This is a genomic window from Chitinophaga agrisoli, from assembly GCF_008386695.1.
Lineage (GTDB): Bacteria > Bacteroidota > Bacteroidia > Chitinophagales > Chitinophagaceae > Chitinophaga > Chitinophaga agrisoli.
This window is the reverse complement of sequence record NZ_VUOC01000001.1, coordinates 1,368,562-1,392,376: the sequence shown is the minus strand read 5'-3', so window position 1 is coordinate 1,392,376 and position 23,815 is coordinate 1,368,562. Positions and strand designations below refer to the sequence as shown.

Below are 23,815 nucleotides of genomic sequence, written 5' to 3'. Positions count from 1 at the left end.
GTGCATGAGATTTTAGAAACTAAGCGTAACACCGCCGGTGATGGTCTTTGCATTTGGATAAGAGCCAAAGTCTATGCCCTGGCGGATATCGCCGTCCGCAGAATTTGCCTCCGGATCTATACCACTGTAACCGGTGAAGGTGAGCAGGTTGGTAGCGCTTACAAATACTTTTATACCCAGCGCGTTCTTCAATTTGGACTTAGGTATATCATATGCCAGGCTCAGGTTCTTGAGGCGTACGAAATCTGCTTTTTCCAGGAAGCGGGTGCTTTGCGTGAAGTTCTTGTTGGTGGAACTGAAGGCCGGTATATCAGACGTTTCGTTCACGCCGGGTATGTAGCGGTCTTTGATATCCACCAGGGTAGCTTCGCGCGCATCGCCGCCATAGTACATGGCTGCAGCTTTGTTATAGTTCAGTTTATCAAACCCAAACAGGCCCAGGAACAGGATGTTAAGGGTAAAGGCTTTGTAGGTGACCGTGTTGCTCCAGCCCAGGGAGGTACGCGGTATGCCGGTGCCTATTACGCCATAGTCGCTGGCATCGATAGCGCCATCGCCGTTCAGGTCTTTGTAGCGGGCATCGCCAGGTTTGGCGGCAAATTCCGCTGCTTTAGCATCGCCGGGTTTCCAGGTGCCCAGGTAGGTAAGGCCCCAGATAGCGCCCAGCGGCTGGCCGGGCATTACCACAAACTCTGACTGCGGCGACATACCACCGCCTATTTTACGGGTGTTGGGATCGAAGATCATCGTTTTATCTTCCCCAATGTATTGTACGTTGTTTTTGATAAAGGACACGTTGAAGGCAGTGTTCCAGGCGAAAGCGCCTTTTTTGATCATATCTCCTTCAATGGAAAACTCCCAGCCTTTATTCTGTACGTTGCCCACATTACGGGTGATACTGTTGCCGCCAAGGTAGAGGGGCAGCGTTTCTGTGAGCAGCAGATCGCGGGTGTCTTTTATGAAGTAGTCTGCGGCGATAGAGATACGGTTGTTAAATAAGCCGATATCCAGCCCTGCGTTCTTCTGCTCTGTGGTTTCCCATTTCAGGTCCGGGTTGCCGATGTTACCCAGGATGATGCCGTTCAGGAAAGTGGAATTATTATAAGAAGCGATCCTGTTGGAGTAAGAAGAGAAGGTGCTGTACGGATTCACGGCCTGGTTACCGGTTAAGCCCCAGCTGGCACGCAGTTTTAATAAGCTAAGCACCGGTACCTCCTGCATAAACGGCTCATTAGATACTACCCATCCCGCAGATACGGAAGGGAAATAGCTGTACTTATTGCTGCCTGCAAATTTGGAGGAACCATCGCGCCGGAGGGCGGCTGATACGAGGTACTTATCGGCGTAGCCATAGTTTACACGGCCAACCAGGGAAAACAGCGCCCATTTGGAATAGCCTGATGAAGGGCTGCCTGCCGTGCCTTGCGTAAGGTTATTCCACATAAAGTTTTCGTACACCAGGTTGGATGCGCCGGCAGATACATAATCGTAGGTAGATTGCTGGTATTCTGTAACGGCCGTTATATCCAGGCTGTGCACATTGTTAAACACCTTGCGGTAGTTGAGCGTGTTGGTGTTCTGCAAACGGATCTCTTTATTGGAGCGCAGGCTGCTGGTAGCGCTACCGGAGTTGGTGACCTTACCGGCAAAACTTTTGTTATCGTAACCCAGGTAGTTAGCGCCGTATTGCAGGTTAAAGCTTAAGCCAGGCAAGAGCTCAAAGCGGAAGCCGCCAATCATGTTGGCCAGCATACGGTCTGTTACCGCCAGGCGGTCTGTGGTCAGCGCCAGCGGATTAAAGGACAGGGAGCCTACGGGATCTTTGGTGGTAAACTTACCATCGGCCTGGTACACCGGGGTGGTAGGCGACCAGGTGATAGCCTGCGCCAGAGGGCTGCTGGGCCCATCTGCCGGGATATCCACATTCTGCGCTTCGCTGTAGGAGCCGGTAATGTTCAGGAAAGCAGACACCCTGCTGGAGAGGTTGGCGTTGATGTTGGAACGGAGGGTATAGCGTTTGTAGAATGAATTATTGATCACCCCATCCTGATCCAGGTAGTTGCCGGAAATAAAATAACCTGCTTTATCACTGCCACCGGAAAGGCTAAGCAGGTATTCCTGGCTGGGCGCGGTGCGGAAGATCTCATCCTGCCAATTGGTGCCGCCTTTGGCGCGATAGTCTGCCACCTGCTGATCCGTAAAAGGTTTGGTGGTGCCTACAGCTTCCGCATGCGCGTTGGCGGTTTCTGCAAAATCGCCGGCATTAAGCAGGTCCAGTTTTTTGATGACCTGTGAAGAAGAGAAGCGGCTGGTGAAATTCACTTTCAGGCCACCCTTGCTGCCTTTTTTAGTGGTAACGATAATTACCCCATTGGAACCGCGGCTGCCATAAATAGCGGTAGCAGAAGCATCTTTAAGCACCTGTACGGACTCGATATCATCCGGGTTGATGGAGAAGAACTCTGCCCCTACAAAACCGTCTACTACGTAGAGCGGACTGTTATCCCCGTTGATGGAGTTGGCGCCACGGATACGGATCCTAACGCTGCCGCCGGGAGAGCCGGCCGCATTGGTTACCTGTACGCCGGCAGCGCGGCCCTGCAGTACCTGGTCCAGCCGGTTCACCGGCTGGTCTTTAAACGCTTTGGCAGATACGGTGGTAATGGAGTTGGTGAGGGAGCCTCTTTTTTGTTCTCCATAGCCCACTACCACCAGCTCGTTCATATTGGAGGCGGCGGACTGCAGGGTAACCGGCAGTTCTGTTTTTCCGCCCACCAATATTTCCTCTTTATTATAGCCGATGGATGAAACTACCAGCACCGCATTGTCATCCGGTACGGTAATGGTATACTCGCCGTTGCCGTTGGTCACCACGCCCCTGGCCGTGCCTTTTACCTGCACGGTCACCCCGGGCAGGGGCTCCCCTTTTTCGTTCACGATCTTTCCCTTTATTTCCCGTTCCGGCGGTGTGTTGACGGGCGCTGGCAAGGCAGGTTTCCGTTTAACGATGATCATTTTATCTGTGATAGTATAGGTAAGCGGCTGATCCTGGAAGCAGGCGTCCAGCGCCTGTTGCAGGGGCACGCCTTTCAGGTCCAGGCTTACTTTACGGCCTTGCAGCAGCTGCTCGTCCGTATAGAGGAAGGCGTACCCTGTTTGCTTCCTGATCTCTTTAAAAACCTTGTCAAGGGAAATGTTACGTTGCGAAAGGGTAACTGTTTGTGCATACCCGGCCGCATGTACCTGCAGCAGGGTAATGGTCATCAAAAGCACCGTTAATTTCATGATCAGTAACGTTTTTACTAATAATCGTGGAAAGTTTTTGCCCCAGGCATGGCATAGCAGCCCGCTTTGGGAAAAAAGCGTCAATTGCATACATTTGTATGGTTTGGGTAAATAATGAGATTGCCGTAAGCGATTGTAGTTATAAGCCCGAGCGTTTCCGGGAGCGGTGCGAACGCCCCCGGTTTTTTTTGGCCCTTATAAAACTGGTAACGGGATAGATATTAAGGACTCATAAAAATCAGTTTTTAAAAACGTGGCGAATAGATCAGGGCGATACGATCAATTGTTTCCCCTTTATTTCGAAGTGTACTTCTCCTGTCAGTTCCATCATCTTTAACACCTGTGATACCGGCACATTCCGGGGAATGATACCCCTGAAGTGGGCGGGCACGGGCGCTTTATAGACCACTTCCACATCGTACCAGCGGGCGATGAGGCGCATGGCGGATTGAATATCATTCCCTTCCAGCTGGATAAACCCGTTTTTCCAGGCTACTGCTTCTTCTGTATTTACGTTATCGTGCAAGGCCAGCGTATAGTCCTGCTTATTGAGGCTGGCGCCCTGGCCGGAGCTCAGCCGTTTATGGCTGTTGCCGCTGCTTACCTGTACAGCGCCTTCCAGCAGGGTGGTCTTTACCAGCGCCTCATCATCATAAGCCATGATATTAAAGTGGGTACCCAGTACGGCCACTTCCATACTGTCTGACTGACTGGTGAGCACATTTACTTTGAATGGTTTAGCGGCGTTGGCGGCCACTTCAAAATAGGCTTCGCCTTTTAGCTGCACCAGCCTGGTGCGCCCGTTGAATGCGGTGGGATAGCGGAGCGTGCTGGCAGCATTGAGCCATACCCTGGTGCCATCCGGCAGGGTGACCTGGAACTGGCCGCCCCTTGGCGTGCGCAGGGTATTGTAGCGGATATTGCCGGTCGTATTGCCTGCCTGGGAATACAGCAGCTGGCCGGCGGCCGGTTTGGTGATGCGGGTATCGCCCTGTTGGGCCAGCGTACCGCTGCCGGTGCTATCCAGCGGTACTTCTGTACCATCTGCCAGCACCAGTACGGCTTTATTGCCGCCGGGGGCTACATCATTCGCAGGCGCGGGCGTTTGTGTTACCGCCACCGTGGGTGCGGCCGGCTGTTTACGCAGCTGCCAGTACACCCCACTGGCTAACAGCAACAGCCCTACGGCTATAGCGGCGGCCATCCAGGGGCGGCGGGAGCGCATAGGCACTATTTTACCAACCGGCATTTGCTGCGGATGATCAGCTGCCAGGATGCGGCTGGCGACCTGGTCCCAATAAGTTTCGTTGTAATCCGGCGTGGCGGCGGGCAAGTCTTTTTGCAGCAGCAGTTCCACCTCACGGGCGGTGTGGCCCGTCTGGTCTGCGTTGATCAGCTCAGACAATTCCTGTAATTCCTCCGTGGTGGCTGCCTGTTGCGCTACCTGCCCAACCAGGTACGCTAAGCGTTGCTCTATTGACAATTTGTATCTGTTTTATAGTTTAATGCAGTGAACGTGGTCATTCATCTAACGTGGCATTAAAATCCCCCTTATAATAACAGACGCGTAAGCGAAAGTTTAGGACCTATGGTTTTGAAAAAATATTTTCAGACACGTAAACACCACAGTATCAATATCGGAAAGAAATAACCGGACAACTCCAGGTGTTTACGTATAGCCTGCAGGGAGCGGACCAGGGAATTTTTGACCGTATTGGGGGAGATAGACAGCTGTTTGGCAATTTCCGGTATGCGCAGGCCCTGTTCCCGGCTAAGCAGGTAAATACGTTTAGCCTGGGGCGGCAGCTGCGCTACGGCCAAACCTACCTGCTGCATCATGGAGGTAAATACCATTTCCTCTTCCGTGGCGCTGGCCGGCTCCGCACCGGGATAACGGGCAGCCATTACATCCATGGCCTTATCATGTACGGCCTGTTTGCGGAGATAAGAAAAAGACTGGTAAAATACGATGCGCAGCAACCAGGAGCGGGGGTTCTCTATCTCTGTAAGTTTATCGCGGCTGAGCCAGAGGCGCAGGAAGGTTTCCTGGATAATATCTTCTGTAACGGCGGCTGTTTTGGTAACATGCTGCACCAGGGGGCGCAGTTGGGGCACATAGCGATGGAAGAGCCTACGGAAAGCGGTTTCATCGCCTTCCGATATCAGTTGAAAAAGTTCCTTATCGTCATTTGGATCCACATGCATGACGGACGCCCCCCGCTAATGTAGGAAAATTTAATTTCCGGCAGGAGGGAAATTCCGTACTATAGTAACCGTTGTTGCACCGCGGCCATAATGAGCTCCGCGCTGTTATTGACCTTGAACTTCTGCAGCAGGTTGCGGCGGTGGGTATCTACCGTTAGCGGGCTCAGAAGCAGCTGCTCTGCTATAGCGGCGGTGGTCTTTCCTTCTGCCAGCAGCTGCAGGATCTCTTTTTCCCGTTTGGTAATGGTGGGTATTTCTTTAAGCGCTGTTTTGGAGGGGCGGGTCATGATCTCCTTTACCTCGCGGCTAAAGGCGATCTCGCCGTTCATTACATCCCGTATGCAGCCCAGCAGCTCCTCCGCGGAGGCATTTTTTAACACATAGCCACTGGCGCCGTTCTGCAATACCTGCAGGATGATACTTCTCTCTACCTGGTTACTGAGGGCCAGCACCAGGGTATCCGGCGACTGGGCTTTGATCTCCTTACACAATTCGATACCATTGATATCCGGCAGCATAATATCCAGCAGGACCACCTGTACCTCGTTCCCTTTGAGGAAGGAGAGGAAATCTGTTCCATTGGTAAAACTGACGGATACGCCAAAATCGGGTTCCTGTCTTAACAAGGCCTTGATACCTTCTATGACCACCGGGTGATCATCTACAATGGCCAGTATGATATTATTATCCTTCGACATTCAACTCAATATTAATAACCGTGCCTTCATTGATGGTGGAAGATACTTCTAATTTTCCTTTCATATACTCTACCCTGTTACGGATATTGCTGAAGCCTATGCCCTTATGCTGATGCAGCTTATTTACATCAAACCCTTTTCCATTATCCTCTACGGTGATGAAGAACATTTTATCGTTCTGGCTGCATTGCAGGATGATCCTGGAGGCCTTTGCGTGGCGGAGGGCATTGGACAGGGCTTCCTGGATAATACGGTAAATGGCCACCTGCGCTGACATGGGCATACCGGAGTCAATAGAGAATGCCTGGAACTCTATCTGCATCTCTGTGGTCATCATAGATTCGCAGAGGTCTTTGAGCGCTGTTTCCAGTCCGAATTTCAGCAGGCTTTCCGGCATCATGTTACGGGCAATACGGCGCAGCTCGTGTACAGATTGATCCAACTGATCGATCACGCCTTCCAGCTTGTTGTAGTGGAAGCCGTTCGTTTCTTCGCCTGCATGGCCGGATAGTTTGATCTTAACGGCGGCCAGCATACCGCCCAGGCCATCATGCAGATCGCGGGCTACGCGGCTACGCTCTTGCTCCTGCCCTTCCAGCAGGGCCTGCGCCATATGCAGCTGCTGTTGCTGCTGCATTTCCTTCATCTGCTGGTGGTGGTTGATCTCTTTTTGTGCGGCCAGCTTTTGTTTGTTTTTATAGTAATACCACAGGAATGCGAAGGTGATCAGGAGGAAGAGGCTGAGGCTGCCCAGCAGCCAGTTGGTCAACCGTTGATTACTTTCCCGGAGGGCGGCTTTTTGTTTAAATGCCTCCAGCTCTGCTATCTTTTGCTGGTTTTCCGCATTATGGAATTTTACTTCCAGGGCGTTTACATCACTGACCAGCTTACTGCTGCTTACACTGTCGCTCAGGGCAGCGTATTGCTTTAGCCATTGGTAAGCGGGTTTCATATCGTTGAGGCCCACATAGGTCTCTGCCAGGCCATAACACAGCTGCAGCCGGTTGGCGGTGAGCGCCATGAATTCCTTTTTGCCGGTTAAATTCAGCAATACATCCCGGGCATCTGCAAAACTTTTGCGGTTATAGAGCGCATAGAATTTCTGCAGCAGCAAACGCTGCTCCGGGTAGGCTTCTTTTAGCTTGCGCGCAAGGGTGATACCTTTTTCTATCTGCACCAGCGACTCGTCAAATTTCTCCGCCACGGTAAGGTACATGCCTGTGGCCGCGTAATAATCCAGCCAGGCATCCGATTCTGGATAAGGGGTAAGCAGTATGCGGATGCTATCCAGGAAGGGTTTTGCTTTATCGCTCTGGCCAGACAGCACGTAGTTTTCTGACAGGGTATGATAGGCAGGCAACAGTTGTTCCGCCGGCGCATGGGCATGTCTTAACACATCTATCGCGCGGAGGATGTAGGGCTCCGCCTGGGGGAACTCTACCAGGTTTTTAAAGGCAATGGCCAGGTCCAGGTAGTTCTTGCCAACGTATATGCTATCACCGGCCTCGCGGGCCAGCGGGATGGCTTTGTTCAGGAGAATGTCCGTATAGGCCTTATGGTCGTCCTTTAGCTTTTGCAAAACGGCATAGTTATGCCAGCATTTGGCGCGGAACAGGGAAGCCTCTTTTGTTTTGAATGCTTTGAGCAGGCTATCTGCCTGTAGATAGCTGCGGGCAGCTTCGTCTATATGTGCCCTGCCCAGCACATGGGCATGATAGTAGCCATAGATGGCCAGCAGCCAGGGATCATTATGACTGAGCTGTAAGCCCTGCTGCAGGTATTGGTTAGCCTGGGTACTATCTTTAGCGGACCAGTATTCTGATAAAAGGAAGCTGGCCTTTGCTTTTTCTGCATCCGGGTTATTGGACTGCAGCCGGTTTTTGAGGCTGTCTGCATAACGTTGCTCATTCAACGGCAGTACCTGCGCATAGCTGCAAAACGCTACACAAATAAGGCAACAGGTATAAAAGAGTTTAACCATAAACGTAAAAATGCAATATAGTTTTTAACTTTTCCGTAGAAAAGTGATGGGATGGGGCCTACAATTATTTAGCCCCGGCGGCAAGGCCAGGGCTAAATATGGTGATATTAAACAGTGGATGCTGTTTATTTATAATTGAAATCATGTGTATAGTCTTTGGCCGTGGTCACGGTCACATTCTGGTCGTTATTCACTACCTGGCCATTGATCTCTGCTTTATAACTTACGGTATAGTTGGCGTCGAAGTTGAGGCATTGAATGCCTACGGAGATAGCCGGTACCGCCTGGGTAGTTTCTACTACAAAGGTTTTGGTGCCGGTACCGAAGTCGTCCTGATCCAGGGTGATGCCGGCTTCGTTCTGTCTTACCTGGCCATCTACTTTCCAGATGGTGCTGTTACCATCTATTGTGGTGCTGGCGAATATAAAGGATGCGCGGTCATCCGCTGTTGCGCCGGACAGGGTGATCGTGAACTTAGCGCTTTTTACGGTGTTAAAGTCCGGGGTGTTGTCTTTATCTTTTCCACAGGAGGCTAACAGTACTACGGAGGCTAACAATGCTACTACGGAGAAAAGGGATCGGTTAAATTTTTTCATGTGCTTTTTTGAGTTTAATGAAGAATGAGTACGCTTGTTTTTCTAAGTGTAGCAAAAGTAGGTATGATGGGGTAGATGGCTAATACCCGTAATCTTGTAAATTTATCTACTGGTTTTCCGGTAGTTACCGGGTGAAGTTCCAGACGGCGGCTGTAAATTCCTTATTCTTTTCATAGTATAGGACATGGCCGCCGGGAATGATCTTTACCTGCTGATGCGGGAATTTAAACAGCTTATAGTGCTCCGGGCCAATGTTATGATCCACTGTTCCTCCAATTACCAGCACGGGGGTCTGCAGGGCGGCCGTTTCCCGGGTAAAATCCTGCAGGTAGACCCGGTTGCTGAATGCGTAGCGTGCAAATGCTGTGTTACGGGGTGAACTATCTATGCTATCCAGTTTCTGAATGGATGCTTTATTATCTGATAACATGGTGTACTCCAACCCTTTTTCATTCAGGGCTTTTTTGGCCGCTGTAAAAACGGACATCAGGGAATCCTGGTCCCTTACCGTGAAATGCGTGCCCAACTGCAGATTAATGAACTGTATCTGTGATAAAAGAGAATTATAAATATATAATGTTGCATTGAGCATGATCAGGCCTCGTACATGCGCGGGATATTTGAGCGCATATTTAAAGGCCAGGATACCGCCAAAGGAATGACCCATTATATATACCTGTTCTGCGCCGGTTAGCAAACGGATGGATTCTATATCCGCCAGCATCCTATCCATGCTGTAATCGTTATTAGGAGCGGCCTGTGAGCGCCCGCAACCACGCTGATCAAAATAATACATGGTAAGATGCCGCTCCAGGTTATTACCGCCCATAGCCTCAAAGGAGCGGCTCCAGGCGCCGGGGCCACCATGCACGAAGATACAAGGCGTGCCTTTGCCCGCTTTTTTCACATACAATGCCACACTATCTGATGTGAGGATGGTAGTATCATTATTTTTTATTTGCTGGCAAAATACATTAAGGCTGCCAGTACAGATAAAGGTCAATAAGATTAAAGTGTTTTTCATAAGTATTATTGTAAACGGTGTGTAGATATGATGCGTAAAGTAGTAAGATTTTTTGCTACTTTTAACGCGTATTACTTCCGTGCATGGAACTATCCCGATTTTCTCCCACTGCTGCTTTAGCGCCTTTTGTAAAGGAGCTGCTTATCATTGAAAGCGAGCTATCCGCCGATAATACGCTTATCCCGGATACGGCGGTTGTAATGGCGTTCAGGTTCAAAGGCCGCACGTCTATCATCACAGCGGATCATCCCAGCATTATACCGGTGGCGGCTATTACAGGGCTGAGAAGATCCGCCCGGCAGATCCATTATGAAAAGGGAACTGCTAATGTGCTGGTGGTATTGCGGGAAGGCGGTATACATGCGTTTACCAGCGTGCCCGCCCATGAATTGTTTGGCTTGTGTATGGCAACTGATAATCTTTTTCGCCCGGCGGAGCTGGATGAGGTCAGCACGCGTTTATCAGAAGCTTTTGATCATTCCGAACGGGTTGCTATTATGGAAGGCTTTTTGCTGCGTAAGCTGGCATATTCTGCACCAGACTTGCTGGTGCAACATGCGGTTAGTTTTATTAAACAGCAAAAGGGTATTATCCGGGTTAAAGAGCTGGCGGCTTCTTTGCATATAAGCCAGGATGCTTTTGAGAAACGTTTCCGGGTGCTGATAGGCGCCACGCCCAAACAATATGCTTCTATTGTACGCCTGCGGGCATTGATCCGGCAGTATCCCTCCTACGCTTCTCTGACGGATGCTTCTTATGAAGCAGGGTATTTTGATCAGTCGCATTTTATAAAGGATTTCCGTTTGTTTACGGGGAAGACGCCCAGGGATTTTTTTCAAAATGCGAGGTATTGGTAGGTGAGGTTTTGTATGTTAACCAGACTTTCTTAGACTTTTAATTTGCTAACTGAACGGCCGGCGATGTTCGCCCGAATATCCGGCATTGACAATCCCGATTTCTTTTCGAGTATCCGTAAATCAATGATTTTTTACAATTCCCGCCTATAAGTGACCGGTACCTTTGTTATGGATTGCGGCTGTTATGTGGCCTGTTATTCATCCCCATACCGCGCAATGCCCAAACATCTATTAAAAAAAGGAGGGAAAAAATGTCTGCGACACAAAACAACAAGGAAATCATCCGCAACCTTTATGAGCAAGCGATGAACCAACGGAACATGGGATTATTACAGGAACTGATAGCGGATAGCTATCCCGGCCTTCAGGGACAGCTGGGCGCTGCGGGTTTTGAAGGGCCTATAGCGCAGCTGATCAAAGCTTTCCCGGATATACAATGGCATATCCAACACCTGAGCGCGGAAGGCGACCAGGTAACGGTACAATGGCAATGGCAGGGTACCCATACCGGGCAGTACCTGCAGGTGGCGGCTACCGGCAAGAAGGTGAGCAATGATGGGATGGCCATCTTTACATTGCAGGATGGTAAGATCATTAAGGCGCAGATCCAAACAGACCGCCTGGGCTTTTTACAGCAGCTGGATGTACTGCCGGCTGATCCGGCGGCGCTTACCGGCAGGCCATTGCACAAGGACTGGGTGCAGTTTATTGACAAATTCCGCGTACCGGCGGCCGGGCAGCAAGCTTTCCTGGACAGGGTGCGCGTTAACCGCGCTTTTCTTAAAACGCTGCCTGGTTTTGTAACAGACGCCGCGTATACGTACAGCGAGCAGGAAGGTGATCTTATTTGTGTAACCGTGGCTACCTGGGCGAATCAGGAAGCGCTGGATAAAGCAAAGGAGGCGGTGCAGGGTTTGTACAAGGCGGAGGGGTTTGATCCGGGTACGTTTTTTAAGCGGTTGGGGATTGTGGTTGATAGAGGGGTGTATGCGGCGCTGGAGGAGCGGTAAGCCGGTAATTAAGTATCTTTAAGGATACCAAAATACTGTAGCATGTTCCAGCGGCTGATCACAAAATCGATACTCAATAAGATCAAAGATTACCGTCATCTGGATGGATGGTTATCTGACCAGGAAGCGCTTGGGCTGTATCATATAGCCAGACAGCTTCCTGGTAATGCCGTTATGGTAGAGATAGGCAGCTGGCAAGGCAAGAGCGCCTACTGTCTTTGTAAAGGACTGCGGTCTGGTAAGGTGTACTCCATTGACCCTTTTAACGCGGATGCCTGTATGGATGAGGATAATATAGCTACCTACCGGGATAAGAAAGGAGACCGCGACCTGCTGGCTCAATTCAAACAAAACCTGGACAGACTACATGTGCTGGATAAGGTGGTTATTAAGCAGGGGTACTCTTATCAATTCCCGCAGGAGTTTGACAAGATACATGGGTTGTTTATAGATGGCGATCATTCTATAGAAGGCTGCCGGCAGGATTTTGAGCTATATGCGCCTAAATTGATATCTGGTGGTTTCCTGGCTTTTCATGATTATTATGCGCATAGGGATGAGCTGGGGCCTACTTATGTGATCAAGAACCTGGTGACGCCATCTGCAGGGTTTACCTTTTACGGGCAGTATGATTCGTTGTGGATAGCAAGGAAACGGTGAGATTGTCGGAAACCGCCCTGTAATGTGTCGCGTTAACACCCGGTGTATGCCCCTAACAAGCCTCATCTTTGTAGCATAAAAACTAATCACATGGCAATACTGGTCTTTACAACAGAGATAGCCGCTGATAAACAGCGGGTATGGGATATCATGATGCACCCGGATACGTATAAGGAATGGGTAGGCGCAGGCTGGACAGGCGCTTATTATGATGGCGTATGGGAACAGGGACAGAAAGTAGCGCTGTTGTCGCCGGGGCAGGGCGGTACGTTGATGGAGCTGGTGGAGGTAAGGCCTTATGAATATTTGTTTGCCAAACATGTGGCGGTAGTGAACCCGGATGGGACAAAAGACAGGGATAGTGATGCAGCTAAGGGCTGGGTGGGGAGTACGGAGTCTTATACGCTTAAGGGGGGTAATGGGAGTACGGTGGTGAAGGTGGAGATACATACTGTGCCGGAATGGACGAGTATGTTTGAGGAGGGATGGCCGAATGCGCTGGCGAAGTTGAAGGAGGTATGTGAGCGGTAGAATGGCGATGGAAACATTATTTTAATTTGATTTTCAATATTTTATAAGGTAAATGACTCAAATTACAAACCGGCTTATAAACAATCTAATTGGCCGTAACTGTATCTTGAGAAACGCTTACGGCCAATTAGCTCAATCAATTTGGCCTTAACTATATATTTAATTAGCTTTAGGGCCAAATTCCCCAGGGGCTCAAATCGATTTAGTAATTGACCGGCGTGATCAGGTGATAAATATTTTCGAAGTTAAGTTCTCCATTAATTCTTTTACAATAGACAAAAAATATGCAGATGAGCTAAGGAGAAAAATTGGAGTTTTCAGAGAAGAGACCCAAACGAGAAAGTCAGTATTCTTAACGATGATCACAACTTTTGGATTGACGAACAATCAGTATTCTACATCACTTGTACAAAATGCGTTGACGATGGATGTTTTATTTGTGAAATAGTTCCAAATCCCTCATTTCTTAATAACTCCTGTTAAATGGGTTATATAAAAAGGCCCCCCTCTTATTAAGTATAATATTGCCCATCCCAGGGCGGCTGGAATGAGATAAGAGAAGAAGGTTAACCCAGCGCCTCCCTTACCGCCGGCGCTACCTCACTCCCCAGCAACTCAATAGTGCGCATGATCTTTTCATGCGGGATCTCTCCTTTTACCAGCTGCGCCAGAAAACGCGTATGTTTAAACAATCCGTGCTGGTAAATGATCTTCTCAATCACGTCCTGCACGCTGCCTACAAACAGCGGTCCTTCCGGCATACACATGTAGTCAAAATATTCCCGTGTAAGGGGTTGCCAACCCCGCTCCTTACCTACCTTGTTCATACGGGCGGCGTAGGTGGGGAAGAATTCGTCTCCCGCCTGGTCTGCACTATCTGCTATATAACACTGGGAGTTAACGGCCAGCTGCAGCTGCTCCGGATCATGGCCGGCGTCTTTGGCTGTTTGGCGGTACAGGTTTACCAGGGATATAAACTGCCGGGGCGGGCTGCCCAGTATGGCCATAGTCATGGGAATGTTTAGCTTACCTGCCCTCATAGCAGACGCCTGCGTGCCACCAACGCCCAGCCAGATGGGTAGTGCCGGCTGCAAGGGGCGTGGGTATATGCCCTGTTTACCAATAGGCGAACGGAATTTGCCCCGCCAGGTAATCTGCTCCTGCCGGTTGATCTCCAGCAGCATCTGCAGCTTTTCTTCGAACAGCGCGTCGTAGTCTGCCAGGTTGTAGCCAAAGAGGGGGAAGGATTCTATGAAAGAGCCGCGGCCGGCGAGTATTTCTGCCCGGCCACCGGAGAGCAGATCCACCGTGGCAAATTGCTGGAATACCCGTACAGGATCTGCGGAACTGAGTACGGTAACGGAACTGGACAACCGTATCTTTTCTGTTACGGTGGCGATGGCGCCTAATACTACTTCCGGTGATGAGATCATATAATCCGGCCGGTGATGCTCCCCTACCGCGTATACATCCAGGCCTATCTTATCTGCCAGTTTTGCCTCGGCGATGATCTCCTGCATACGCAGGTAAGAATCGAGGGCGCCGCCGGAAACGCCTTCCGGTACTACTTCTCCAAATGTGCTGATGCCTATTTCCATATGATTAGCATTATATATGCAAGATGGCGTCTTTTTTGCAAATACCCGCGTAACTATTAATTTTGAGCCAGTACTCATCTCTATGCTTACATCAACACCGCCCGTTCAAAGCGTATCAGTAAAAAGATCGCGCAGTCATTGTATAACTTCCGCCACTATTTGCACCCTGGCTTTTTTCTTTTTTTTATGGATCGCCATCACGGACCAGTTTCATTCCAACCCCTTTGGCAGATACATGACAATGGTAATCGGCTGCCTTGCATTGTGTGTCGCTATCACCTGGTGGATACGCGTTTTTACTAATAAGGTCATATTCACTATTGATACTACCGGCATCTGGCACAACGGAAGCATGGCTGAATGGGCGCATATCAAAACTTATAAAATAGAGCGTACTCCCGGATACCGCTACCAGTCGTCTAACATCCACCTTATTATCCGTTTCCGAAGCCCGGGTCCAGATATGCGTATCCGGTTAAACGGGCTCGATATTGACATGCAGGATCTGCTGCAACACATCACTACCTTTTCTGCAGGCCAGGGGGTGGTCTACAAAGGCATGTTTAAGCTATAAGCGCTGCCCTGGCGCCAGCAAGGTTCTCACTGACGGTTATCATTCGATCCCCCTTACATTCATCTGCAAAGTATATATGGATTCAGAGGCGGTGATGAATAATATGTTACGCTCTGTTCCTCCAAAACAAACATTGCCTGTCCAGTGTGAGGGTACGGGTATATTTCCCAGCTTATGGCCATTTACATCATACACGGTAACACCGTTGCCGGTGAGGTACACATTGCCTTCATTATCCAGCGTCATGCCATCAGAGCCCTGCGGCGCAAATAGCTCCCGGTCTGTTAAGGCGCCATGGGCGTCTATTTTGTAGCGGTACGTCTTATCGGCCTGTATATCTGCTACGTACAGGTATTTGCCATCCGGCGTACCTACAATACCATTAGGTTTTACGATGCTGTCTTCTACGATCAGGGGTTGCTTTTTACCCCTGGGCAGGTAATATACTTTCTGGCCGGGGATCTCTGGCTCTTTGCGGTCCCAGTAATCGCGCGGGTAGAAAGGATCTGTGAAGTAAATGCCTCCTTTGGGATCGACCCAGAGATCGTTGGGACCATTGAGGCGTTTGCCTTCAAAGTTGCTGAGCAGTACCGTTATTTTTTTATTAGGACTGATGGACCAGAGCTCATCTTTTTCATCTGCACAGGAGATGAGGTTGCCTTTAAGATCGAAATACAAACCATTGGAGCGGCCCGTTTTGTCCATAAACAGGGTAAGCTTGCCTTTTGTATCGTATTTCCAGATCTTATCATTTGGTTGATCTGTAAAATAGATGTCCCCTTCTTTATTTACGGCAGGCCCTTCTGAAAAGGCGAACTGTTTGGAGACCTGTTTTAACTCAGCGCCGGTGGCTACCACCTTGAGTTCGTGTGGCTGCTGCGCGGCCGCTGTACCGGCTGTTACTACAATAAGTAAACTCACTAACGTGGACTGACGGAACCTGCTCATATACATATTTTGAGGAAAGTTAATAATCACATTCCAAATTATGCAATTCTGTATATTTAGTTATGCTATTTAAACAACATCATCTGGATGGCATACGATCCGGCACGATATCGCTGGCCTTCCGCAAATGGAAGCGGGCCGCGGCGAGAGCGGGCAGCCTGATCAAAACGAGTATCGGGCTGGTGGAGATAACAGATATTACGGTTATCCCGCTTAACAAGATAACTAACAAGGAGGCGGTAGCCGCCGGTTTTAATAGCATAAAGGCGCTTACTGCTATGCTGAACATGGTAACGGAAGGAGAGATCTACCGGATAGGCGTACGTTACCATTCTGATGATCCCCGTATCCAGCTACGGGAGCAGACGGCGCTGAGCGATGCTGATCTGGATACGTTACGTAAACGGCTGGAGCGGCTGGACCGTTCCAGCAGGGAAGGGCCCTGGACGGTATCTGTGCTTAACGCTATAAAAGCCCATCCCCTGTTGAGGGCTGTGGACCTGGGTGTTGTTACCGGTAAGGAAAAAGAATGGCTGAAGCTGCATATCCGCAAGCTTAAGAATCTGGGGTTGACGATCAGTCACGATACTGGCTATACGCTTTCCCCGCTGGGGGAGATTGTGCTGGCCAAACTGACGCGATAGCAGTTCATTGTTGCTGTTTCCATTCGGAATAACGGGTTTCTTCCGGCACGTCGGTATCACTTTCAAAATTCAGGATATACCCGTCTGGGTCGTGGAGGGTGATCACCCACATGTTGTTGCCTACAAAAGGCTCTTCTACCGCAATGCCTTTTGCGGTGAACTCATCATACAAGGCCAATGCATCTTCACATATAAAACACAGGGATACCCCTACGCCTGGTTTGCTTGGCGGTAGCTGGCCCCCGCCATCCCGGCGGTACTCCTGGAGCATGAGGGAAGCGCCGCCCCTTTTAAGGGCGCACCATTCTATGGTGTCCCGTGGGATCCAGTGATGGGTCATTTCGAAGCCAAGGCCTTCTACATAATAACGGAGGGAGGCTGCCATGTCCGTTATTTCAAAGAAGGGCACTACCTGCCGGATGTTAGCAGATGATTGCATACAGTTCAGGTATTATACACCGTGTTGGTATGAGTGTTTCCATCTTGATATTATCATCCACCTTGTTGATGAAGGCCCAGTATATTGCCGGCGGGGTCGCTGAACCGGGCATAACTCCCTGACCCATCTTTGCTGGGCGGTTCTGTAATTGCGCCGCCATTCGCGGTTACAGCGGCTATAGTAGCGTTAAGATCATCCACCATAATATGCACCGTTAAACTGCCTGCTTTGGCTGGCTGCAGGTCTGTTCTCCAGGTACCGCTCACTTCGCCAACGCCGTCGTCGAAAGAGGTATTGCCTTCGCTATTCTGCCGGACGTTCCATCCAAAGACAGCTTTGTAAAAGTCTGCAGAGCGGTTGATATCGAGGGCAGGCAGCTCAATGTAACATATTTTGCCATTGCCAAAAGTGGGGTGTGGTTGTTGGCTCATAATACTGGTTTTAGGGGTGAGTATGTTTGATGAATTTACTAAAAGGAAGGAAGAATAACAAGAGAGGCCATCCCTGGACAGGGACGGCCTCTGCTTTTACATGTGTGCCGTACTATGAGACTATTACATTTTTACGAAACGTTTTGTGATCTGCTTCTCCTTCTGGGTGAACACCAATGTGTATACACCCGGTGGCAGCGTGGACACATTCACGATACGGGCATCTGCATTGGTGCGCAATACGATGTTGCCGTTACTGTTCAAAATGTATACGATGCCGCCTGCGAGATCAGCTTTTGATTGCAGTTTCAGCTCATTCCTTACCGGGTTGGGATATACATCCAACGTAATGTTTGCGGTGGAAGGCTGTGTGTTTTTAGGGTTATTACCAATGGACAAGGCCGGGTCCCCTCCTGTCCTTGCCAGTGACCCTGCTGCCACGCTTTCCAGCTGCCACTGGGCGCTTTGCCATACAGGGTACATGATACCATGCTGGGCATAACCCTGCAGGTTTTCTATGTGTATATAATCAGACGTTTGCCATGCGTTGCGGATACGTACATATCCATCGCCGGTGGGCTCTGTAGCCCAGCGGGAGCTGGTAGCGCCGGCCGTTCTGGGCGAGCACTCCACATAGGGTTGCAGGTTGGCGATGTGCAGGTATTCGCCGGTACCGCGGTTCTTAATTTCTACATAACCACCGCTTACATCTTCGAGCGACCATTGGTAGTTGTTGGTGGTAGCGGAAGCGGCGGCTGCATAACCAGCCTGGTTACCATTATCATACAGGTAAGTATTCTGCCAGCGGTTGCGGATACGGTAATAAGTAGCAGGTGGATTGCCGGCTGTGATAGTTACATTGGAGGTAGCGGTCCGCCCGCCATCTGCGGTGGTAACGGTGATCACTGCCGTACCCACTGCCACGCCGGTTACCAGGCCGCTGCTGTTTACGGTAGCTACACTGGTATTATTGGAAGTATAGCTTACGTTGGTGTTGGAGGCATTGGCCGGGGCGACTGTAGTGGTCAACTGTTGGGAGGCGCCGGCAAACAGGCTGATGGTAGCGGGCGACAGGCTTACACCGGTTACGGGTACATTGACGGCATTACAGTTGGTAAGGTATACCGTGCCAAATACGCGCGGGTCCTGGAAGGCGGTGGTACCGGTAGCGAAGGTAGTTTTCTGGCCATCGCGGGTACCGCCGTTGTCATCGTTATCCAGCTGTACATCCAAGCCAATGGGTTTGCCCAGTGCCGGGGTGGCGCCGATGGTAGACCAGGGAATGGCTACCTCCAGGTTATAACCTGTGCTGGTGGCATAGGTCTGGAAGCTGATGCCGGTGGTCCTGTTTACGGAGTTACCGCCTACGCGTACGGTGTTATCATTCCAGCGGAAGCCCAGCTGAAAATCGTTGGCGCCGTCATAGGTGGCGGTTTTGCTGTTATCGCCATCCAACAGGATCTCTACAACATCGTCTTCCCACCAGTTACCGCCGGAGTCGTTGATACGGTTGGCATCGTTTACCTGCACCAGCAGGTACAGGTTGGTGTTGTCGTAAAGGGCACGCCACTGGCCGCCGAAGCTGGCCGGCACACTGCCTAACACAGTGTTAGGAATGGTTTTGATGGGTGCGGCAGACCAGGCGCCATCAACAGACTGATCTATTACCGGCGCGCTGCCTGTTACGCGGGCAATTACCGGTGAGGTACAGGGCGGCAGGTCATTATCTGCAATGGTGATAACGGCAGTGGTATCGCCACCCCGCTGGTAGCCGGTACCGGGGAGCAGGGTAAGGCGTAGGGATTCTGGTCCCTCGAAAGCATTATCATCTACCGGGGTAATGGTAATGGTTTGTGCCAGCGTGGAAGGTGACAGTGTAATTGTGCCGCTGAGCGCCGGACTGGCGGTATAATCACCCGTAGATGCATTACCACTGACCTGGTAGTTGACGGTAATGGTTTGTGTGATAGCAGAGGTGCTGATACGGAAAGTGCCCGGATTGGCTGCCTCTCCGGCATCTGCATCCGGCGCGGTAAGATTTACTGCAGGCGTTACCGTTACGCGTCGGGTGGCGGTAAAATTACCGCTTTGCGTGGTAGCGGTGATAATAGCCGTACCTAAGCCTGCGGCGGTTACTTTACCATTGGCATCCACCGTTATGGCGGCTGTATTGGAAGAGGTCCAGCTAAGGTTTTTATTGGTAGCATCTACCGGTACTACATTGGCCCGCAGCTGGAAGCTGGCGCCTTCTGCAATGGTGGTATCTGTGGATGGGGTGATGGTGACGCCGGTAACGGGAATATCCACATCGCGGATGATAAGGCGGAAGTTTGTATTACGGTTCAGGTAAGTACCGGATTCCGCATTGCGTACCACCAGCTTGTTAAATACGATGGAGTCTGAGTTAGCCTGCGCATAAATGCCAAAGCCGCCATATACATCTGAGGGAACATCCCGCACTACGGGGTCCAGGCCCGTGCCATCTATCAGCGTATTGTTGAAGATCATATGGTGATAGTTGTTTCCATAGATCTGGATGGCATCGCGCTGGGAGCGCAGGATGGTGGTGTTATCAAACTGTATGTTAAATATGCCGGTGTTGGCGTACAGCTCTACTGCGCCACGTTTCTGGTTCCAGAGGTCGTTGCTGGTGCCGCAGCCTGTGATGGTGTTCTCATATACCCGGATCACATCACCCGGATAAACAAAGGAAAAACCGGGAAAATCATTGGTAAAGCGGATACCAGAACCGCCTACACCATCCTTAATGAGGTTGTGATGTACGCTGTGACCGGTACCGCCAAAGATAGCGATGCTGCCGGCGCGCCAGTTGTTCTCGATGGTATTATTGCGGAAGGTGTTGTTAACGCCCATTACGTTGTTGGACGCATCGTTGGAGGTCCATACGGCAAGGCCGTCATCCCCGTTATTACGTACGCTGGACTGCTCTACGGTGGAGTTGGAAGTACCTTGCGCAAAATTCACCCCATCCGCATAGTTGTTGCGGATACGGCATTTGGAGATCATCATGTTAGTGGTATGATCTATAGGGTACGGGGGATCGTAGCCGCCTATCCAGAAACCGCATTCAAAATGCTCTACCCAAATGTCGTGCACATAGGAGTTAGCGCCGTAGGTGCCCATAAAGCCTTTATACACCTTGTACATCTGCCCCAGGGGATTAGGCTCGCCGCCATAGACCAAACGGGCATTGTTAGCGGTATTGAGCGAAAAATGGGAGATCTCCACATTGCTGGCGCGGGCCAGGATACCACCGGCAAACTGCTGGTTGGTGGAGAAGTATACATAGGTGTACCAGATGCCGGCGCCCTGTATCTTCATATTGTTCACGTTGAGCAGGATCTTCTGGCTCAGTAAAAAGCGGCCGGCAGGGATGTATACGTTGCGGCCCTGGCTGGCCGCTGCGGCAATACATTGGTTAAAGGCGGCCAGATCGTCGTTATTGTCATTACCGTTAGCGCCAAAATCTGTTACGGACAGGTAGTTGGCTGGCATGGACAAAGCGCCGGGTACGGATTCCATCTCTACAAAGTCAACGCCATAGGTGATGCCGTCTCCATTGTCTTTTTTTATGGTGAGCTTAGCGCCGCTGGGTATGGAAGCGTTGAGCCGCACGTGCACTTCATCAAAGCGCATCAGGATCTTGGTGCTGCCACCGGAGGGCTGCTGTTGCGGATCTGCGCCGGGAAAGTACTGGTAGGACCAGTAGGATGACACGGCGATATCCTGCACTTTTACATCATTTACATACAGACCTAAGGCGCCGGACAGGCCGGTACCGTTACCATTATCCGGTATGGTAAACCGCAGGTTAAAGCCCTGCGCCGGGGCGCTGAGCGTCCATTCAACATAAGCGCCGCTGGCGGCCAGGCTTACGTATTGCTGATCGGAGGCTTCCGCCGCAATATCTGTTTGTACAAACTGGGGAGAGGATTGGAGCGATGCGCCGCCGCCACGGGCGCCGCTTTCTGCTTCGTAGCGCTGATATGGTAACTGCGTGGCGCCACGCGGAAGCCCATCGCTCTGTGCAAATACCTGTGTGCTAAAAGTACAGGCATACAGTACGAGGATAAAGGCCAGCCGGAGTATCCCGGATGACGATAAAGTTCTCTTCATAAAAACATGGGTTTGGGTTAAGAATAGTAAACGGTTCAGAAATATTTGCTCATATAGGGAGAATGGCGATAGCAGCCCCTCCTCCGGCTGCCAGTTGAAGGTTTAAAATAGTGGTAGCATCTACCACCGTGGTTGTGATATGGTAAACTTCAGGATTTTGTTTCCAGTCGGCGTTATCGGCATCTGCGTAGATGGTGGCGCGGTATTTTTTGCCTTTATCTAAGAAGTGTAAGGGAATGGCGGCCTTACGCGGTAATTCATCAGTGATAGCGCCTATGTACCAGTTGGGTTTTCCTTTTTCCTTGCGGGCGATGGTGATATAATCTCCCGGTTCTGCGGCCAGTATGCGGGTATCATCCCAATCTACCGGTACATCGCGGATGAACTGGAAGGCGTCTTTGTGGGCTTCGTAGTTCTCTGGCAGGTCTGCTACCATTTGCAGGGGGCTGTAGATGGTAACATATAACGCCAGCTGTTTGGCCAGGGTGGAATGCATTTGGCGGTCCGGCACATGCGGGGCATAACCTTTTAACTTAAAGATGCCGGGCGTATAGTCCATTGGCCCGCCCATTAAACGGGTAAAGGGCAGGATGGTTTCATGGTCTGGCGCGGTGCCGTTGCTGAAAGCGTTGTATTCATTGCCCCTGCCGGCTTCGGAGGCCATCCAGTTAGGGAAGGTGCGTTGCAGGCCTGTAGGGCGGGGCGGTTCGTGCGCATCTATCATGATATGGTATTGTAAACCTTTCTGTGCTACACGTTCGTAATGGTTTACCATCCATTGGCCATCATGATGCTCACCCCGGGGGATGATCCTGCCCACATAACCAGTTTTTACGGCGGGATAATCATAGGCCCGCATAAAGCGGAAGGCGGTATCCAGCTGCCGCTCATAGTTGGTAGCGGAACCGGAGGTTTCGTTGTGCATGATCATCTGAACGCCTTTTGCGGCGGCATATTGTTCAATCTCTTTTACGTTAAAGTCCGGGTAAGGGGTAACGAAGTCGAATACTTCTTCTTTCCAGTTGCCGAACCAGTCTTCCCAGCCGGTGTTCCAGCCTTCTACCAGCACGCCTTTAAAACCATTGGCGGCGGCGAAATCTATATACTTTTTTACGTTGGCGGTATTAGCGCCATGGCGGCCGTTGGGTACCAGCCCGTCATCCTTGCCGCGGTTATCCGCATCTGCGTAGTTCCAGGTGCTTTTGCCGGTTTGCATTTCCCACCAGATGCCAACGAATTTCATGGGTTGGATCCAGGAAAAGTCTGTGGTTTTGGGTGGATCGTTCAGGTTGAGGATCATTTTGGAGGCCAGCAGATCCGCCGCTTTATCGCTGACGATAATGGTACGCCAGGGGGTAGTACAGGGCGCATGCAGATAGGCTTTGTTGCCTACGGCATCAGGCACCAGGCGGGCGGATAGTTGATGCGTATTGCCATCAACATGTAATTGCATGGCGGGATAATTGCGCAGTGCGGCTTCGTGGATGTTTACATATAGCTGATCCTCTGTTTTTAGCATCAGTGGCGTTTGTACGGCAAAAGGATCCGGGGCGGTACGAACGGCTATATCTGTAGCGGATTGTACCAGGCTGCTATTGTTTACCTGGCTTAGTTTTGATGTGGTGTAGGGATATTCGTTTGAATCATAATCACCGGGGATCCACCAGGCGGTGGCATCGCCGGCCAGGTTAAATGCTGTGTGCTCGTCTGTGACGGTAAAATATTTCAGGTCTGGCTGATAGGGAAATTCGTAGCGGAAGCCTACCCCATCGTCAAATACCCGGAATACGATATCCAGCAAATGACCGGAGGTTTGTTGTTTGAGGTGTACTGTCAGCTGCTGATAGCTATTACGGATGGTGCTGACCTCTCCCCATACGGGTTTCCAGGTTTCATCCACGGATTTTTTTTCTGTGTTAATGAGGGCAAATCCTTTGTAGAAGAGGCTGTCCGTGGCCAGTACAAAACCCTGCCGGGAGGGCGTTATGAATGCCTTGCCGTTAAAGTCTACGGTGTATATGGGCTGGCCGGCCGGATCTATGGTGAAGGTGAGCTGTACTTTATTTTGTGTAATGGTGATGGGTGCATTTGTTTGCGCCATCAGGCCCTGCCACATACATATACTGCAGCCAATAATAAACAGTCTTTTAAATCTCATATCTGAAAACTGAATAGTGAAAAGGAAAGCAGGCAGTAA

The 23,815-nt window shown here is 50.5% G+C and carries 19 protein-coding genes; 6 read left to right on the top strand and 13 right to left on the bottom strand.

Going from position 1 to position 23,815, the window contains the following annotated elements; translation table 11 throughout:
- Positions 1–12: 12 nt before the first annotated feature.
- From F0L74_RS05750 to F0L74_RS05720, 7 genes are all read right to left on the bottom strand, one after another.
- Positions 13–3,285, bottom strand: a complete 3,273-nt coding sequence (locus F0L74_RS05750; RefSeq protein WP_188315866.1) for a TonB-dependent receptor — start codon at positions 3,283–3,285, stop codon at positions 13–15.
- A 265-nt stretch (positions 3,286–3,550) separates the two neighbouring features.
- Positions 3,551–4,768 (bottom strand): FecR family protein, encoded by a 1,218-nt coding sequence (locus F0L74_RS05745; protein WP_149836849.1) that lies wholly within the window; start codon positions 4,766–4,768, stop codon positions 3,551–3,553.
- Positions 4,769–4,893: 125 nt separating this feature from the next.
- Positions 4,894–5,490: an RNA polymerase sigma factor gene (locus tag F0L74_RS05740; RefSeq protein ID WP_149836848.1), complete on the bottom strand. Its 597-nt coding sequence runs from the start codon at positions 5,488–5,490 to the stop codon at positions 4,894–4,896.
- A 59-nt stretch (positions 5,491–5,549) separates the two neighbouring features.
- Positions 5,550–6,188, bottom strand: a complete 639-nt coding sequence (locus F0L74_RS05735) for a response regulator transcription factor (protein ID WP_149836847.1) — start codon at positions 6,186–6,188, stop codon at positions 5,550–5,552.
- Positions 6,175–8,169 (bottom strand): sensor histidine kinase, encoded by a 1,995-nt coding sequence (locus F0L74_RS05730; RefSeq protein WP_149836846.1) that lies wholly within the window; start codon positions 8,167–8,169, stop codon positions 6,175–6,177. The genes F0L74_RS05735 and F0L74_RS05730 overlap by 14 nt, the downstream gene beginning before the upstream one ends.
- Positions 8,170–8,294: 125 nt before the next feature.
- On the bottom strand, positions 8,295–8,765 hold the full coding sequence (locus F0L74_RS05725; RefSeq protein ID WP_149836845.1) for a beta-barrel fold lipoprotein: 471 nt from the start codon (positions 8,763–8,765) through the stop codon (positions 8,295–8,297).
- 124 nt (positions 8,766–8,889) lie between these two features.
- A complete protein-coding gene (locus F0L74_RS05720; protein WP_149836844.1) occupies positions 8,890–9,789 on the bottom strand; it encodes an alpha/beta fold hydrolase in 900 nt (299 codons plus the stop codon).
- A gap of 83 nt (positions 9,790–9,872) precedes the next feature.
- Between F0L74_RS05720 and F0L74_RS05715 the strand changes: the two genes are divergently transcribed.
- The 4 genes from F0L74_RS05715 (at position 9,873) to F0L74_RS05700 (ending at position 12,847) form a co-directional block, all read left to right on the top strand.
- Positions 9,873–10,646 (top strand): helix-turn-helix transcriptional regulator, encoded by a 774-nt coding sequence (locus F0L74_RS05715; protein ID WP_149836843.1) that lies wholly within the window; start codon positions 9,873–9,875, stop codon positions 10,644–10,646.
- Positions 10,647–10,897: 251 nt separating this feature from the next.
- On the top strand, positions 10,898–11,656 hold the full coding sequence (locus F0L74_RS05710) for an ester cyclase (RefSeq protein WP_149836842.1): 759 nt from the start codon (positions 10,898–10,900) through the stop codon (positions 11,654–11,656).
- 42 nt (positions 11,657–11,698) lie between these two features.
- Positions 11,699–12,316 (top strand): class I SAM-dependent methyltransferase, encoded by a 618-nt coding sequence (locus F0L74_RS05705; protein ID WP_149836841.1) that lies wholly within the window; start codon positions 11,699–11,701, stop codon positions 12,314–12,316.
- 90 nt (positions 12,317–12,406) lie between these two features.
- Complete coding sequence (locus tag F0L74_RS05700; protein ID WP_149836840.1) at positions 12,407–12,847, top strand: SRPBCC family protein; 441 nt, start codon at positions 12,407–12,409, stop codon at positions 12,845–12,847.
- A gap of 566 nt (positions 12,848–13,413) precedes the next feature.
- Here F0L74_RS05700 and F0L74_RS05690 read toward each other — a convergent pair.
- On the bottom strand, positions 13,414–14,445 hold the full coding sequence (locus F0L74_RS05690; protein ID WP_149836839.1) for an Atu2307/SP_0267 family LLM class monooxygenase: 1,032 nt from the start codon (positions 14,443–14,445) through the stop codon (positions 13,414–13,416).
- A gap of 235 nt (positions 14,446–14,680) precedes the next feature.
- Here F0L74_RS05690 and F0L74_RS05685 point away from each other — a divergent pair, with 235 nt between their 5' ends.
- Positions 14,681–15,019, top strand: a complete 339-nt coding sequence (locus tag F0L74_RS05685) for a hypothetical protein (RefSeq protein ID WP_149836838.1) — start codon at positions 14,681–14,683, stop codon at positions 15,017–15,019.
- Positions 15,020–15,058: 39 nt separating this feature from the next.
- Here the strand turns inward: F0L74_RS05685 and F0L74_RS05680 are convergent, their stop codons facing one another.
- Positions 15,059–15,967, bottom strand: coding sequence for an SMP-30/gluconolactonase/LRE family protein (locus tag F0L74_RS05680; RefSeq protein WP_149836837.1), 909 nt, complete (start codon positions 15,965–15,967; stop codon positions 15,059–15,061).
- A gap of 62 nt (positions 15,968–16,029) precedes the next feature.
- Between F0L74_RS05680 and F0L74_RS05675 the strand changes: the two genes are divergently transcribed.
- Positions 16,030–16,611 carry an ASCH domain-containing protein gene (locus F0L74_RS05675; protein WP_149836836.1) on the top strand — a complete coding sequence of 194 codons (582 nt, stop codon included), beginning with the start codon at positions 16,030–16,032 and terminating at the stop codon, positions 16,609–16,611.
- A 4-nt stretch (positions 16,612–16,615) separates the two neighbouring features.
- Here the strand turns inward: F0L74_RS05675 and F0L74_RS05670 are convergent, their stop codons facing one another.
- The 4 genes from F0L74_RS05670 to F0L74_RS05655 all read right to left on the bottom strand — a co-directional run bounded on the left by F0L74_RS05670 (position 16,616) and on the right by F0L74_RS05655 (position 23,776).
- Positions 16,616–17,050 carry a VOC family protein gene (locus F0L74_RS05670; protein ID WP_149836835.1) on the bottom strand — a complete coding sequence of 145 codons (435 nt, stop codon included), beginning with the start codon at positions 17,048–17,050 and terminating at the stop codon, positions 16,616–16,618.
- Between the two features lie 53 nt (positions 17,051–17,103).
- Positions 17,104–17,481 (bottom strand): VOC family protein, encoded by a 378-nt coding sequence (locus F0L74_RS05665; RefSeq protein ID WP_149836834.1) that lies wholly within the window; start codon positions 17,479–17,481, stop codon positions 17,104–17,106.
- Positions 17,482–17,604: 123 nt separating this feature from the next.
- The gene (locus tag F0L74_RS05660; RefSeq protein ID WP_149836833.1) at positions 17,605–21,618 is read right to left on the bottom strand and encodes a sugar-binding protein; all 4,014 of its coding nucleotides are present in this window, start codon (positions 21,616–21,618) and stop codon (positions 17,605–17,607) included.
- A 49-nt stretch (positions 21,619–21,667) separates the two neighbouring features.
- Positions 21,668–23,776: a glycoside hydrolase family 97 protein gene (locus tag F0L74_RS05655; RefSeq protein WP_188315865.1), complete on the bottom strand. Its 2,109-nt coding sequence runs from the start codon at positions 23,774–23,776 to the stop codon at positions 21,668–21,670.
- Between the last annotated feature and the right edge of the window lie 39 nt (positions 23,777–23,815).